Source organism: Streptomyces sp. Rer75 (genome assembly GCF_013414305.1).
Taxonomy (GTDB): Bacteria; Actinomycetota; Actinomycetes; order Streptomycetales; family Streptomycetaceae; genus Streptomyces; species Streptomyces himastatinicus.
Genome location: NZ_CP058693.1, coordinates 1,482,070 through 1,495,857, shown reverse-complemented (window position 1 = coordinate 1,495,857; position 13,788 = coordinate 1,482,070). Strand labels below are relative to the sequence as shown.

General features: G+C 72.8%; 14 protein-coding genes and 2 pseudogenes. 10 read left to right on the top strand and 6 right to left on the bottom strand.

Annotation, left to right across the window (positions count from 1 at the left end; genetic code table 11):
- Positions 1-6 precede the first annotated feature (6 nt).
- From pntB to HYQ63_RS05670, 6 genes are all read left to right on the top strand, one after another.
- Complete coding sequence (pntB, locus tag HYQ63_RS05695; protein ID WP_179932815.1) at positions 7-1,440, top strand: Re/Si-specific NAD(P)(+) transhydrogenase subunit beta; 1,434 nt, start codon at positions 7-9, stop codon at positions 1,438-1,440.
- Between the two features lie 77 nt (positions 1,441-1,517).
- Entirely contained in the window at positions 1,518-2,342 is an 825-nt protein-coding gene (locus tag HYQ63_RS05690) for a HipA family kinase (protein ID WP_179932814.1), read from the top strand.
- A complete protein-coding gene (locus HYQ63_RS05685; protein WP_257231645.1) occupies positions 2,339-2,734 on the top strand; it encodes a DUF3037 domain-containing protein in 396 nt (131 codons plus the stop codon). Before HYQ63_RS05690 ends, HYQ63_RS05685 begins: the two co-directional genes overlap by 4 nt.
- Before the next feature lie 146 nt (positions 2,735-2,880).
- Positions 2,881-3,642 (top strand): 3-oxoacyl-ACP reductase FabG, encoded by a 762-nt coding sequence (fabG, locus tag HYQ63_RS05680; RefSeq protein ID WP_123108021.1) that lies wholly within the window; start codon positions 2,881-2,883, stop codon positions 3,640-3,642.
- A 19-nt stretch (positions 3,643-3,661) separates the two neighbouring features.
- Positions 3,662-4,426 (top strand): SDR family oxidoreductase, encoded by a 765-nt coding sequence (locus HYQ63_RS05675; protein WP_123108020.1) that lies wholly within the window; start codon positions 3,662-3,664, stop codon positions 4,424-4,426.
- Between the two features lie 151 nt (positions 4,427-4,577).
- Positions 4,578-5,273 (top strand): uracil-DNA glycosylase, encoded by a 696-nt coding sequence (locus HYQ63_RS05670; RefSeq protein WP_179939783.1) that lies wholly within the window; start codon positions 4,578-4,580, stop codon positions 5,271-5,273.
- On the opposite strand, the gene HYQ63_RS05665 is transcribed toward HYQ63_RS05670, so the two are convergent.
- Entirely contained in the window at positions 5,258-5,665 is a 408-nt protein-coding gene (locus HYQ63_RS05665; protein WP_179932812.1) for a DUF3224 domain-containing protein, read from the bottom strand. The two genes, HYQ63_RS05670 and HYQ63_RS05665, sit on opposite strands and share 16 nt — an antisense overlap.
- A gap of 85 nt (positions 5,666-5,750) precedes the next feature.
- On the opposite strand from HYQ63_RS05665, the gene HYQ63_RS05660 reads away from it, so the two are divergent.
- On the top strand, positions 5,751-6,731 hold the full coding sequence (locus HYQ63_RS05660; protein ID WP_179932811.1) for a YafY family protein: 981 nt from the start codon (positions 5,751-5,753) through the stop codon (positions 6,729-6,731).
- Positions 6,732-6,825: 94 nt separating this feature from the next.
- Entirely contained in the window at positions 6,826-7,287 is a 462-nt protein-coding gene (locus HYQ63_RS05655; RefSeq protein ID WP_179932810.1) for a hypothetical protein, read from the top strand.
- 14 nt (positions 7,288-7,301) lie between these two features.
- Here the strand turns inward: HYQ63_RS05655 and HYQ63_RS05650 are convergent, their stop codons facing one another.
- The 3 genes and pseudogenes from HYQ63_RS05650 to HYQ63_RS05640 form a co-directional block, all read right to left on the bottom strand.
- Positions 7,302-7,835 (bottom strand): DinB family protein, encoded by a 534-nt coding sequence (locus HYQ63_RS05650; RefSeq protein WP_179932809.1) that lies wholly within the window; start codon positions 7,833-7,835, stop codon positions 7,302-7,304.
- Positions 7,836-7,848: 13 nt separating this feature from the next.
- A pseudogene (locus tag HYQ63_RS05645) lies at positions 7,849-8,217 on the bottom strand (TetR/AcrR family transcriptional regulator); the annotation flags it as partial.
- Positions 8,115-8,360: a hypothetical protein gene (locus HYQ63_RS05640; protein WP_179931892.1), complete on the bottom strand. Its 246-nt coding sequence runs from the start codon at positions 8,358-8,360 to the stop codon at positions 8,115-8,117. The pseudogene HYQ63_RS05645 and the gene HYQ63_RS05640, both read right to left, overlap by 103 nt.
- On the opposite strand from HYQ63_RS05640, the pseudogene HYQ63_RS05635 reads away from it, so the two are divergent.
- Together HYQ63_RS05635 and HYQ63_RS05630 are read left to right on the top strand one after the other, a co-directional pair.
- Positions 8,241-8,787: pseudogene (locus tag HYQ63_RS05635) on the top strand (FAD-dependent monooxygenase); the annotation flags it as partial. The gene HYQ63_RS05640 and the pseudogene HYQ63_RS05635 sit on opposite strands and share 120 nt — an antisense overlap.
- 33 nt (positions 8,788-8,820) lie before the next feature.
- Positions 8,821-9,738 carry a Gfo/Idh/MocA family protein gene (locus tag HYQ63_RS05630; RefSeq protein ID WP_179932808.1) on the top strand — a complete coding sequence of 306 codons (918 nt, stop codon included), beginning with the start codon at positions 8,821-8,823 and terminating at the stop codon, positions 9,736-9,738.
- On the opposite strand, the gene lnt is transcribed toward HYQ63_RS05630, so the two are convergent.
- Positions 9,698-11,242: an apolipoprotein N-acyltransferase gene (lnt, locus tag HYQ63_RS05625; RefSeq protein WP_179932807.1), complete on the bottom strand. Its 1,545-nt coding sequence runs from the start codon at positions 11,240-11,242 to the stop codon at positions 9,698-9,700. The genes HYQ63_RS05630 and lnt overlap by 41 nt on opposite strands.
- 86 nt (positions 11,243-11,328) lie before the next feature.
- Complete coding sequence (locus tag HYQ63_RS05620; protein WP_179932806.1) at positions 11,329-13,770, bottom strand: SpoIIE family protein phosphatase; 2,442 nt, start codon at positions 13,768-13,770, stop codon at positions 11,329-11,331.
- Positions 13,771-13,788: the final 18 nt, after the last annotated feature.

Below are 13,788 nucleotides of genomic sequence, written 5' to 3'. Positions count from 1 at the left end.
TCGCGGATGACCACCACCACGGCCGCACAGGCCGCCTACGTCGTCGCCTCGCTGCTGTTCATCCTGAGTCTCGCCGGACTCTCCCAGCACCGGACCTCCCGCTCCGGAGTGGTCTGGGGCATCGCGGGCATGGTCATCGCGCTGGCCGCCACCATCGGGCTGGCCTCCCGGAGCATCACCGCCACCGGTCTGGTGCTGATCGCCGTCGCCACGGCTGTCGGCGCGGGCATCGGACTGTGGCGGGCCCGCGTGGTCGAGATGACGGGCATGCCGGAACTGATCGCCGTCATGCACAGCTTCGTCGGCCTCGCCGCCGCGCTCGTCGGCTGGAACGGCTACCTCGACGTCGACGCCGAGCTGACCGGTTCGCTGCTGCGCATCCACCACGCCGAGGTCTTCCTCGGCGTGTTCATCGGAGCCGTCACCTTCACCGGCTCGGTCGTCGCGTATCTGAAGCTGTCGGCGCGGATCAAGTCCCGACCGCTCATGCTCCCCGGCAGACACGCCCTCAACCTCGGCGCGCTCGCCGCGTTCGCCGTGCTCACCGTGGCGTTCGTCGCGAGGCCCCACATGGGACTGCTCATCGCGGTCACCGTGCTGGCCCTGGCCCTCGGCGCGCATCTGGTCGCCTCCATCGGCGGCGGTGACATGCCGGTCGTCGTCTCGATGCTCAACAGCTACTCCGGCTGGGCCGCCGCGGCCTCGGGCTTCCTGCTCGCCAACAACCTGCTGATCGTCACCGGCGCGCTGGTGGGCTCCTCCGGCGCCTACCTCTCGTACATCATGTGCAAGGCGATGAACCGCTCCTTCCTCTCGGTGATCGCGGGCGGCTTCGGGGCCCAGACGGTGACGAGCGACGACAGCGACCACGGGGAACACCAGGAGATCAGCGCGGAGGACACCGCGGAACTGCTGCGCGACGCCTCCTCGGTGATCATCACCCCGGGCTACGGCATGGCGGTCGCCCAGGCCCAGTACCCGGTCGCGGAGCTTGCGCGCAAACTCCGCGACCGCGGCATCGAGGTGCGCTTCGGCATCCACCCGGTCGCCGGCCGGCTGCCCGGGCACATGAACGTGCTCCTTGCCGAGGCCCAGGTGCCCTACGACATCGTCCTGGACATGGACGAGATCAACGACGACTTCGCCGCCACCTCGGTCGTCCTGGTCATCGGCGCCAACGACACCGTCAACCCGTCGGCCACCGACGACCCGGCCAGTCCCATCGCCGGGATGCCGGTGCTGCACGTGTGGGAGGCGGCCCACGTCGTCGTCTTCAAACGCTCCATGGCCGCCGGGTACGCGGGCGTGCAGAACCCGCTGTTCTTCCGGGAGAACAGCCGGATGCTCTTCGGCGACGCCAGGCAGCGGGTGGAGTCCATCCTCAGCAGCCTCGACGCCACCGACGCACCGGCCGTGGCCATGGTGGGCACGGCCAACTGAAGCCGCTGGACGAGCGGCCCGCGCAGGAGGAACCCGGAGCCGGCCGTCCGCGCCGTGCGCACCGATAGCCTGGGCGGATGCTTCCTGAAGTCACGGCCACCCGCTATGTCACGCCCTTGCGTGAGGGCGGGTCGCTCCCCGGCATCGTCGAGGCCGACGATCTCGGCACGTATGTCATGAAGTTCATCGGTGCGGGCCAGGGCCGGAAGACCCTCGTCGCCGAGGTCATCTGCGGACAGCTGGCCCGCCGCCTGGGGTTGCGCGTCCCGGAGTTGGTGCGGATGCAGCTCGACCCGGTGATCGGGCTGAGCGAGCCGGACGAGGAGGTGCAGGACCTGCTCAAGGCCAGCGGTGGGCTCAACCTGGGCATGGACTATCTGCCCGGCTCGCTCGGCTTCGACCCGCTGGCCTTCGAGGTGGGCGCGGCGGAGGCCGGACAGGTGGTGTGGTTCGACGCGCTCATCGGCAACGTGGACCGGTCCTGGCGCAACCCCAACCTGCTGGTCTGGCACGGCAACCTGTGGCTCATCGACCACGGCGCCACGATCATCTGGCACCACAGCTGGCGCGGGCTGGACGCGGCCGCCACCAAGCCGTACGACGCCTCCGAGCATGTGCTCGCCCCCTTCGCCCCGGATGTGGCCGCGGCCGCGGCCGCGCTCGCGCCGCGGATCACCGAGGAGCTGCTGACCGAGGTCACCGCAGACGTCCCCGACGCCTGGCTGGCCGACGAGCCCGGCTTCGACAGCCCGGACGCGGTGCGCCGCGCCTATGTGCGGGTGCTGCTGGAGCGGGCCGCGGCGATCGGTGAAAGGATCACGCTCGGGGAGCGCTCCGGTGACGGGCCGTCGAAGGCTCCCGACTGGCTGCGCGTATGGGTCGACGGAAAGGCAGCGAAGTGAGCGGGCTGCACCAGGGCCGGGATGTGTTCGAGTACGCCGTGGTGCGGGTCGTTCCCCGGGTGGAGCGTGGTGAGCTGATCAACGCGGGCGTCGTGGTCTACTGCCGCGCGACGTCCTTCGTGGCGGCCCGCACCCATCTGGACGAGACCCGGCTGCTGGCTCTCGACCCGTCGGCGGACGTGGCGGGCGTACGGGCCGCGCTGCACGCCGTGGAGGGCGTCTGCCGCGGGGGAGAACAGGCCGGTCAGGCGGGCGGTGACGAGCCGGGGCGGCGGTTCCGCTGGCTGGTCGCGCCGCGCTCCACCGTCGTCCAGCCGGGGCCGGTGCACACCGGGCTGACCACGGACGCGGAGGCGGAGGTCGAGCGGCTGCTCGATCTGCTGGTGCGCTGACGGGCGGGGGTGAGCAAGGGCATCACAGCGGGTCGTTGACAGTGGGCGGCGGGCCTCATAGCGTCTCGACCGCAGAAGAGACTAAGCGGTTGCTCACCCCCGGGTGCCGGGACGGTGCGCCGCTACCCGAGGCGAGGAGAACCCGCATGTCCACCAACGAGCAGCGTGTCGCCATCGTGACGGGCGCGGCCCGCGGCATCGGCGCGGCGACCGCCGTGCGACTGGCCGAGGAGGGCCGCGCCGTCGCCGTGCTCGACCTCGACGAGGCGTCCTGCGCCGAGACCGTGGAGAAGATCACCGCGGCGGGCGGCAAGGCCATCGCCGTGGGCTGCGACGTGTCCGACGCGGGGCAGGTGGAGGCCGCGGTCGGGCGTGTCGCCGAAGAACTGGGCGCGCCGACGATCCTGGTGAACAACGCCGGTGTGCTCCGCGACAACCTGCTCTTCAAGATGAGCGAGTCCGACTGGGACACGGTCATGAACGTGCATCTGCGGGGTGCGTTCCTGATGTCGCGCGCCTGTCAGAAGCACATGGTGGACGCCGGGTTCGGACGGGTCGTCAACCTCTCCAGCAGCTCGGCGCTCGGCAACCGCGGTCAGGTCAACTACTCGGCCGCCAAGGCCGGTATGCAGGGCTTCACCAAGACCCTCGCCATCGAGCTGGGCAAGTTCGGCGTCACCGCCAACGCCGTGGCGCCCGGCTTCATCGCCACCGACATGACCGCCGCGACCGCCGAGCGCGTCGGCATGGGCTTCGACGACTTCCAGAAGGCGGCCGCGAGCCAGATCCCGGTGCAGCGCGTCGGACAGCCGGAGGACATCGCGAACGCCGTCGCCTTCTTCACCGGGGACGCGGCCGGGTTCGTCTCCGGCCAGGTGATGTACGTGGCCGGCGGCCCGCTCAACTGATCAGGAGCCTACGAACCCCATGACCAAAGAGATCGCATCGGACAGCGGCAAGGCCGCGCTCGTCACCGGGGCCAGCCGCGGCATCGGCTACGGCATCGCGGAGGCGATGGTGGCACGCGGCGACCGGGTGTGCATCACCGGCCGCAACGAGGACGCCCTGAAGGAGGCCGTCGAGCGGCTGGGCGCCGACCGGGTGATCGGTGTCCCCGGCAAGGCCCATGACGAGGCGCACCAGGCGGTGGCCGTCGAGCGCGCGATGGAGGCGTTCGGGCGCGTCGACTACCTCGTCAACAACGCCGGGACGAACCCGGTCTACTCGCCCATCGCCGATCTCGACCTCGCGGTGATACGCAAGGTCTTCGAGACCAACGTCGTCTCGGCGCTCGGCTTCGCCCAGCAGACCTGGAAGGCGTGGCAGAAGGAGAACGGCGGCGCGATCGTCAACATCTCCTCGGTCGCCGGGATGACGCCCTCGCCGTTCATCGCCGCCTACGGCGTGTCCAAGGCCGCGATGATCAACCTCACGCAGCAGCTCGCCCACGAGTTCGCGCCGGGCGTGCGGGTCAACACGATCGCCCCCGCGGTGGTGAAGACCAAGTTCGCCACCGCCCTGTACGAGGGGCGGGAGGAGGAGGCCGCCGCGGCGTATCCGCTCGGGCGGCTGGGCGTGCCGGAGGACATCGGGGGCGCGGCCGCGTTCCTCACCTCCGACCAGGCCGCGTGGATCACCGGCCAGACGCTCGTCGTGGACGGCGGTGTCTTCCTCAACGCGGGCGTCGGCTGACCGTCCGCCACGCACCCGCCGCCACGACGGCGGGCCCGGCACCGCTCCCGGTGCCGGGCCCGCGCCCGTGATCCCCGCACCGCGTGAGGCGTTGTCAGTGGCCGCCGGTAGGTTCGTGCCCGTGAACGGAACACGACCGGAGGTTGTTGACGTGGCCTACGAGCTGCCCGAGTCCTGGCGCGGCGTCCTCGGCGAGGAGCTGGAGAAGCCCTATTTCAAGGAGCTCACCGAGTTCGTCGAGGAGGAGCGGGCCAAGGGGCCGGTCCACCCGCCGCGCGACGAGGTCTTCGCCGCCCTGGAGGCCACGCCGTACGACCAGGTGAAGGTGCTGATCCTCGGGCAGGACCCGTACCACGGCGAGGGCCAGGGGCACGGGCTGTGCTTCTCGGTGCGGCCGGGCGTCAAGACGCCGCCGTCGCTGCGGAACATCTACAAGGAGATGAAGGAGGAGCTGGGCCACCCCATCCCGGACAACGGCTATCTGATGCCGTGGGCCCGGCAGGGCGTCCTGCTGCTCAACGCGGTGCTGACGGTCCGGGGCGGCGAGGCCAACTCCCACAAGAGCAAGGGGTGGGAGAAGTTCACCGACGCGGTGATCCGCGCCGTGGCCGCCCGCCCCGACCCGGCCGTCTTCGTCCTGTGGGGGAACTACGCCCAGAAGAAGCTGCCGCTGATCGACGAGGAGCGGCACGCGGTGGTGAAGGGGGCGCACCCCTCGCCGCTGTCGGCGAAGAAGTTCTTCGGATCGCGCCCCTTCACTCAGATCGACGAGGCGGTGAAGGCCCAGGGCCACACGCCGATCGACTGGCGCATCCCGAACCTCGGACCGTCTCAGCCCAGCTCGTAGTCGAAGGCGTATGAGACCGCTTCGATGCCCTGCGGGGCGGTGAAGGTGCCCGCACCGGTGAGCCCGGCCAGCTCGCCGGTGCCCGAGCCCGGCACCACCTCGAAGGCGCACCGCACGGTGCCGTCCTCGCCGAAGGTGCCGTGCTGGGCGAGGACGAAGCTGCCCCGGCGGCCGTCGAGCAGTCCGTCCACCAGCTCATGGCCCGAGAAGGCGCCGGTCTTGTCGGCGAGGTAGACGATGGCGTACTGACAGGCGGTGCCGGACGCCGTGATCGCGCCCGAGTAGCCGTTGGTCACGGTGGCATGGGCGAGCTTCGCCCCGCCCGCGGCCTCCCCGACCGGTTTCTCCTGCCAGTCGGCGAAGGTGAAGGTACCGGTGGCGTGCGTGGTCATGGCGGGTCCTTTCGATCAGGCCGTGCGCTGGTGAGGACGACTCTGCCCGCCGTACCTGACATCTTCTGTCAGGTACGGGCGCACAATGGACCGCATGCGTGCCGACCGCCTGCTCTCCCTGCTCCTTCTGCTCCAGAACCGGGGCCGGATGACCGCGCCGGAGATCGCCGCGGAGCTGGAGGTGTCGGTCCGTACCGTCTACCGCGACATCGACGCGCTGAGCGGATCCGGCGTGCCGGTCTACGCCGACCGCGGCCCCGCGGGCGGCTACCGGCTGCTGGACGGCTACCGCACCCGGCTGACCGGGCTCACCGGCGACGAGGCCGACTCGCTCTTCCTGGCCGGAATGCCCGGCCCGGCCGCCGAGCTGGGCCTCGGCGCGGACCTCACCACCGCCCAGCTCAAGCTGCGGGCCGCGCTGCCGCCCGAGCTGGACGAGCGGTCGCGCCGCATCCAGGAGCGCTTCCACCTCGACGCGCCCGGCTGGTTCCGGGACGCCGAGCCGGTGCCGTACCTCGCGGCGGCGGCCGAGGCCGTCTGGCGGCGCCGGGTGCTGCGGGTGCACTACCGGCGCTGGCGCGGCGAGGTGCACCGCGATCTGCACGCCCTCGGGCTCGTCCTCAAGGGCGGCATCTGGTACCTGGTGGCCAGGGCGGAGGACACCATCCGCAGCTACCGGGTGGCGCGGATCCTGGCCGCCGAGGTGCTCGGGGAGGTCTTCGAGCGCCCCGCCGGGTTCGATCTCGCCGCCTACTGGCAGGAGTCGGCGCGCGCCATGGAGGCCGCGCGCTTCCGGGGCGAGGCCGAACTGCTGCTGACCGAGCGGGGCTTGCGGCTGCTGCCGATGAAGTTCGGCGCGGTCGGCGCGGTGGCGGCCGCCGCGGCGGGCCCGCCCGACGACCGGGGGAGGGTGCGGGTGGCGCTGCCCGTGGAGTCGCTGCCCGTCGCGGTCGACGACATGCTGCGGCTGGGCACCGACGCCGAGGTGCTCGGACCGCCCGAGCTGCGGACCGCCGTCGCCCGTGCCGTCACCGAACTGGCCGAGCGGTACGGGCCGCCGGACTGACCCGATGGGCCCGCCTGACGGGGGTGGTGCGGCTCCCGGGCTAGCGTCGGCCGCAGGCGGGGGGTACCGGCGGTTGCGCAGGCGGGAGGACCGGATGGGCGACGTACGGCGGGAGGCGCCGGAGGACGAGGCCGTGCTGACCCGGATCGGGCAGGCGGTCATGCTGCACCGGGGCGGCGACCGCGAGGAGGCGCGCAACCGGCTGGCCGCGCTGTGGCGGGAGATCGAGGGCGACGGCGACCCGTTCCACCGCTGCGCCCTCGCCCACTACCTCGCCGACACCCAGGACGATCCGGCCGATGAGCTGCTGTGGGACCTGCTGGCCCTGGCCGCGGCCGACGGGCCCGGCGCCCGTAACCCCACGCCCCGGCTGCGCGCCCTCTACCCGGCCCTCCACCTCAATCTGGCCGCCGACTACGCGAAGCTCGGCCAGGAGGCGGCGGCCCGCAGCCAGCTGGAGCTGGCCCGGGCGAGCGCGGGCACGCTGGGCGACGATCCGTACGGGGACCGGGTACGGGCGGCGATCGCCCGGCTGGCGCAGCGGCTCGCGCTCTGACGGACCGTTGTGGATCAGTCGCCGGTGACGCCGTCGATGCGCTCGCGGATGAGGTCGGCGTGGCCGTTGTGGCGGGCGTACTCCTCGATCATGTGGAGGTAGATCCAGCGCAGGTTGTAGTCCCCGTGGCCGTGCTCGCGGCGGGTGACGACCGTGTCCAGGGAGTGGCGCGCGGCGGCGGCGCGGGCCTCGGCGACCTCGTCCCGCCAGATCGCGAACGCGGCCTCGCCGGTGTCCGCTTCGGTGACCCGGAACTCGCCGTCCAGATCCTCCTCGCTGTACCAGATGGGCGGCGCGCTCTGACCGTCCAGCACCCGCCGGAACCAGCTGCGCTCGACCTCGGCCATGTGCCGTACGAGCCCGAGCAGGGTGAGCCCGGACGGCGGCACGGACGCCTCGCGGAGCTGCTTGTCGTCGAGTCCCTCGCACTTGAGGGCCAGGGTCGCGCGGTGGAAGTCCAGCCACCCCTCCAGGCTGGTGCGTTCATCGGCGGTGCGGGGCGCTTCGGGGCGTTCGTCGCATCGAGCTCCCGGCCGGCTCGGCGGCACGGGTCGTTTCGGGTCAGCGGCCGAGCATCCCGCGCAGCAGCTCCTCGAACCCGGCGCGCAGCGCCGCGCGTTCGGGCACCGCGGCGTGGTCGGCCCCGGCCGCGCAGCTGAACATCTGCCCCTCGCACCAGGCGACCAGCGACCGGGCGTGCGGTTCGCCGGATCCCACCGCGGTCATCAGCGACTCCAGCGGCTCGCGGATGCCGTGCCCCGCCGCGTCGTAGAACTCCCGCAGTTCGGGGCGGCGGGTCGCCTCCAGGGCCAGTTCGTACCGCGCGATCAGCAGATCGGGCGCTTGGGTGAGCGAGCGGTGCAGCGCGAGGGCGAGCGCGTCGGCCAGCGGGGGAACCGGATCGGCGCCGTGGTCGGCGGCGGGGCCGCCGAGCCCGCCGGGTCCGCCACCCCCCGGCCGGTGGCCGCGCCCCCGACGACGAGAAGGCCGAACTGCTCCGGCTCTTCGGCCACTGGCACCGGCCGGTCCCCGACCTCCTCGCGGCCACCGAACCCGGCGCCGTCCTGCGCCATGACGTCCGGGCCATGACCGACCCGCTGCCCGCCTACCACCGGGGCCGGACCGCCCTCCTCGGCGACGCGGCCCACGCCATGGCCCCCACCCTGGGGCAGGGCGGCAACCAGGCCATCGAGGACGCCGTCGTCCTCGCCCACCATCTGTCACCGCACGCCGCCGACGAGGCCGCCGACCCGTCCGGCGGGCTCGCCGCGTACACCCGCGACCGGCTGCCGCGCACGATGGACGTCGTACGCCGCTCCGCGCGCGCCGCCCGCGCGATCTCCCTGACCGGCGCCCCCCGCCGTGGCCCTCCGCAACACCGCCGTCGCCGCCGCCACCCGCCTCGCCCCCGGGCTGCTGCTGCGCGGCTTCGACGGCATCGCCGACTGGCACCCTCCGGCCTCCGGGGAGGCCGCATACCCCGCCGGCCGTCCTGAGTAGGGTGGACACGGCCACCGAACACCAGGAGGCATCGTGAGGGTCGGCTGCATCGGTCTCGGCGACATCGCGCAGAAGGGCTATCTGCCCGTGCTCATGGCGCGGCCCGGGGTGGAGCCGCATCTGCACACCCGCACCCCCGCCACCCTCCAGCGGGTCGCCGACACCCACCGGGTGCCCGGGGCCCAGCGCCACACCGCCCTGGACTCGCTGCTCGCGGCGGACCTGGACGCCGCGTTCGTGCACGCCCCGACCGCCGAGCACGCCGGGCTCGTCACCCGGCTCCTGGACGCCGGGGTGCCCACCTATGTCGACAAGCCGCTCGCGTACGAACTCGACCGGAGCGAGCGGCTGGTGCGGCTGGCCGAGGACCGCGGCGTCAGCCTGATGGTCGGCTTCAACCGGCGCTACGCCCCCGGGTACGCGCAGTGCCTGGACCATCCGCGCGATCTGATCCTGATGCAGAAGAACCGCGTCGGCCTCCCCGAGGATCCGCGCACCCTCGTCCTGGACGACTTCATCCACGTCGTCGACACCCTGCGCTTCCTCGCCCCCGGCCCGGTCGACCACATCGACGTGCGGACCAGGATCCGTGACGGGCTGCTGCACCACGTCGTCCTCCAGCTGTCCGGCGACGGGTTCAGCGCGCTCGGCGTGATGAACCGGATGAGCGGCTCCACCGAGGAGATCCTGGAGGTCTCCGGCCAGGACACCAAGCGGCAGGTGACCAACCTCGCCGAGATCACGGACCACAAGGGGCAGCCGAGCGTGCGGCGCCGCGGCGACTGGGTGCCGGTCGCCCGGCAGCGCGGCATCGAGCAGATCACCGACGCCTTCCTCGACGCCGTGCGCACCGGCAGGCGGCTCGATGCGTCGGACGCGCTGCGCACCCATGAACTGTGCGAGCGGGTGATCAGGGACGCGGAGGGGTTCGGGAAACGGAACGGCGCCTGAGCACCCGGACCGCCTCCGTCACCCCGTACACGGCGAGCGCGGCCAGCGCCCCGTACACCGTCAACGGCCCGGTCCGTACGTACGGGCTGGTTCCCTCCGCCAGCGGCACCGAGTAGACCTCCGCCGCGCTGGTGTCCGTACCCATGCGGTCGCCCACCGGCTCGCCGTGCGGGCCGAAGACCGCGCTCGTGCCGGTCAGCGTCGCGTGCACCATCGGCCGCCAGGTCTCCGCGGCGCGCAGTGCGGCCAGCGTGGCGTGCTGTTCGGGCGCCCAGCTCTGCTGGAACGTCGACGTCGCCGACTGGACGACCAGCATCTGCGCCCCGTCCCGCGCCAGATTGCGGCTCATGTCCGGGAACGCCGACTCGAAGCAGACCTCCGGCCCGATGCGCAGGCCCTGCGGCAGCCGCATCACCGTCTGTTCGGTGCCGCGATGCCGGTCCTCACCGGCCGCCTTGCCCACCGAGGTGGCCCAGCCCAGCAGCGACCGGGCCGGGACGTACTCGCCGAACGGCACCAGCCGCATCTTGTCGTAGCGGTCACCGGTCGGACCGTCCGGCCCGATCAGCACCGAACTCTTGTAGATCCCCGGCCGGTCGCTGCGCCGCGCGTCCACGTTGACCAGCAGTTCCGCGCCCACCGAACGGGACAGTGCACCCAGCCGCTTCGCCAGCCCCGGCCGGTCGCCCAGATCCGTGCCGACGCTGCTCTCGCCCCACACCACGAGGTCCGGATGGTGGCCCGCCAGCTGCCGGGTCAGCTCGACGCTGCGCTCCAGACGCGGCTCCGGCCCCTTGATCACCCCGGGCTGCACCACCGCGATCCGCCTGGTCCCGGTCTCCTCCGGCACCGGCGCCCACGCCCACACCCCGGCCGCCGCCGCACCGCACGCGGTGAGCCCGGCCACCGCGACCGTACGGGCCCAAGGCAGCGTGATCAGCACGGTCAGCGCGACGTTCACCAGGACCAGCAGGAAGCCGACCAGCCACACCCCGCCCACCGACACCAGCCGCAGCGCGACGGGCACCTGCCACTGGCTCGCCCCGAGCAGCGCCCACGGCCCGCCAAGGTACTGCCAGGACCGCACGAGCTCGGCCAGCAGCCATGCCGACGGCAGCAGCACCAGCGCGGCGCCCGCCCGGCCGGGCCCCGGACGGCCGTGCAGCAGCCGGTGCGTCAGCGCGCCGAACGGCACCCACAACAGCCCCAGCAGCAGCGCCAGCAGCACGATGAACACATGCAGGCTCGGCATCAGCCAGTGGTGCGCCGCGAGCAGGAACCCGGCCCCGCCCAGCCAGCCGTCGTACGCCGCCCGCCGGATCGTGGGCGCCGAGCGCGTCAGCAGCAGCCAGGGCACCAGGGCGACGTACGCGAACCACCACAGCGACGGCGCGGGAAACGCCAGCGCGGGCAGCGCGCCCGCCAGCACCGCGGCGCCGCCGCGCACCCACCGGGAGGCGAGCCGCCGCCTCCACAGGTCCCGGTCGCCGACCTCTCCGCGCACGTCGGATGCCCCCCTCCCCTTGGCATAGGGCCAGTGTGCGGGAGGAAACCGATCATGGATAGGGCGTGGACGCGCCGGAGCGTGCCTCATGCCGCGTCCGGAAGGTCTTGTTCGGCCCAGATGAGCTTGCCGCCCTCGGTGTAGCGGGTGCCCCAGCGGCGGGTCATCTGCGCGACGAGGAACAGCCCGCGGCCGCCCTCGTCGGTGGTACGGGCATGGCGCAGCCGCGGGGAGGTGCTGCTGGTGTCCGACACCTCGCAGATCAGCACCTCGTGCCGGATCAGCCGCAGCCGGATGGGCCCGGTGCCGTGCCGTATGGCGTTGGTGACCAGCTCGCTGACGATCAGCTCGGTGGTCATCACCAGCTCCTCCAGGCCCCATTCGGCGAGCTGGTGGACGGCGAGCGAGCGGGCGTTGGCGACCACGGCCGGGTCGTGGGGCAGGTCCCAGGAGACGACGTGCCCGGCGCCCAGTGCGTGGGTACGGGCCAGCAACAGGGCCACGTCGTCCGACTGCGGGCGGGTCAGCAGGGCGTCGACGACCGTCGAGCACAGCTCCTCCAGTGGCAGCCCGGGCTGGGCCAGGGCGTTGCTCAGCCGGCCGAGCCCGATGTCGATGTCCTGGTCGCAGGTCTCGATGAGGCCGTCCGTGAACAGCGCGATCAGACTGCCCGCGGGCAGCTCCAGCTCCGCCGACTCGAACGGCAGCGAACCGAGCCCCAGCGGGGGACCGGCGGGCAGCGGCGGGTAGGACACCGCGCCGCCGGGGTCCACCACCGCGGGCGGGGGGTGCCCGGCCCGGGCCATCGTGCACCGCCGGGTGACCGGGTCGTACACCGCGTACAGACACGTGGCGCCCAGCACCGCCGCGCCCACCCCCTCCTGGCCCGACTCCTCCTCGGTGAGCCGGATGACCAGGTCGTCCAGATGGGCCAGCAACTCCTCGGGCGGCAGGTCCATGTCGGCGAGCGTGTGCACGGCGGTACGCAGTCGCCCCATGGTGGCCGCCGCGGTGATGCCGTGCCCGACCACGTCGCCGACCACCAGCGCCACCCGGGCCCCGGACAGCGGAATGACGTCGAACCAGTCGCCGCCGACCCCGTTGCGCGCGTCGGTGGGCAGATAGCGCGAGGCCACCTCCAGGGCCTGGCCGCCGGACAGGGCGTGCGGCAGCAGGCTGCGCTGAAGCGCGAGGGCCGCGGTGTGCTCGCGGCTGTAGCGGCGGGCGTTGTCCACGCACAGCGCGGCGCGCGTCACCAGCTCCTCGGCGAGCACCAGATCGTCCGGCTCGAAGGGGTCCGGATGCCGGGTGCGGACGAACGAGGCCACGCCCAGGATCGTGCCGCGCGCACAGATCGGGACCACCATCAGGGAGCGCATCCCGAACTCGTGGACCTTCCGCGCCCGCGCCGGGTCGTCGCCGGTCCACGCGCCCAGCGAGGCGTCCAGCTCCGGGTCCAGGATGGCCTCCCCCTCCAGGAAGCTGCACGCGAACGGGGACGCCGGGGAGATGGCGACCACGTCCCCGAGCTCCGCGATGGACTCCGGACAGCCCTCGTGGATGGACGCCTGGCCCGCCCGCCGGAACTGGGGCAGGATCCGGGTCCGCCCGGCCGAGGGCTCCTCGCCGCGCAGGACGGAGTCCAGCAGGTCGACGGTCACGAAGTCGGCGAGCCGGGGCACCGCGAACTCGGCCAGCTCCTGCGCGGTGCGCATCACGTCCAGGGTGCTGCCGATGTGCTCGCTGGCCTCGCTGAGCAGGGCCAGCCGCTCCCGGGCGCGCCAGCGGTCGGTGACGTCGATGCCCATGTAGCAGACGCCGACCGGGTGGTCGTCCGCGTTGTCGAGGCGGAAGAAGGAGGTCGAGTACGCGTGCTCCTGGTGCGGCTCGGCCATGGTCCAGCCCCGGTACTCGTAGTCGATCACCGGGACGCCGGTCTCCAGCACCTGGCGCATCTTCGCCTCCAGCGCCTCGGTGTCCAGGCCCGGCAGCGAGTCCGCCATCCGGCGGCCCAGCCGCTCGCCGCGCGGGACGCCGCCGTAGCGCTCCAGGGTGTCGTTCATCCACACGTACCGCAGGTCAGGGCTGAGCACGGCCATTCCGATGGGGGAGCGGGTCAGGAACGCCTGGAGCAGCGATCCGCTGACCGCCCAGGTCGGGATCGTCGCCACGTCGATCGCCGAGATCAGCCAGCAGGTGCGGTCGCCGAGCCCGGTGACCGGGGAGACCCGCAGGCCCACCGCGAGCCGGTGGCCGTCCTGGTGCCGGACCTCCAGCAGCCCGCCCCAGCCGCCGTGCTCACCGCACTGTTCGGCGATGGACACCGCCTTCGCGGCGTCCTCCGGCGCCGCCAGCAGCATCGTCCCCGGCCGCTTCAGCACCTCCGGCGCCGGATAGCCCAGCAGCCGTTCCGCCGCCGTGGTCCAGCCGACGACGGTCCCCGTGGCATCGATCAGGGCCGTCGCCGCATCGGCCATGTCGAACGGGACATGCGCTTCGGTCGGCGCGATTCCCTCGGGGATGGCCATCGCACCCGTCCCATCTGC

Excerpts from the sequence above, each read along its gene's own strand:
- pntB (WP_179932815.1), top strand. The coding sequence starts at position 7 with ATGACCACCACCACGGCCGCACAGGCCGCCTACGTCGTCGCCTCGCTG.
- HYQ63_RS05690 (WP_179932814.1), top strand. The coding sequence starts at position 1,518 with ATGCTTCCTGAAGTCACGGCCACCCGCTATGTCACGCCCTTGCGTGAG.
- fabG (WP_123108021.1), top strand. The coding sequence starts at position 2,881 with ATGTCCACCAACGAGCAGCGTGTCGCCATCGTGACGGGCGCGGCCCGC.
- HYQ63_RS05675 (WP_123108020.1), top strand. The coding sequence starts at position 3,662 with ATGACCAAAGAGATCGCATCGGACAGCGGCAAGGCCGCGCTCGTCACC.
- HYQ63_RS05665 (WP_179932812.1), bottom strand. The coding sequence starts at position 5,665 with ATGACCACGCACGCCACCGGTACCTTCACCTTCGCCGACTGGCAGGAG.
- HYQ63_RS05660 (WP_179932811.1), top strand. The coding sequence starts at position 5,751 with ATGGACCGCATGCGTGCCGACCGCCTGCTCTCCCTGCTCCTTCTGCTC.
- HYQ63_RS05655 (WP_179932810.1), top strand. The coding sequence starts at position 6,826 with ATGGGCGACGTACGGCGGGAGGCGCCGGAGGACGAGGCCGTGCTGACC.
- HYQ63_RS05640 (WP_179931892.1), bottom strand. The coding sequence starts at position 8,360 with ATGGCGCAGGACGGCGCCGGGTTCGGTGGCCGCGAGGAGGTCGGGGAC.
- HYQ63_RS05620 (WP_179932806.1), bottom strand. The coding sequence starts at position 13,770 with ATGGCCATCCCCGAGGGAATCGCGCCGACCGAAGCGCATGTCCCGTTC.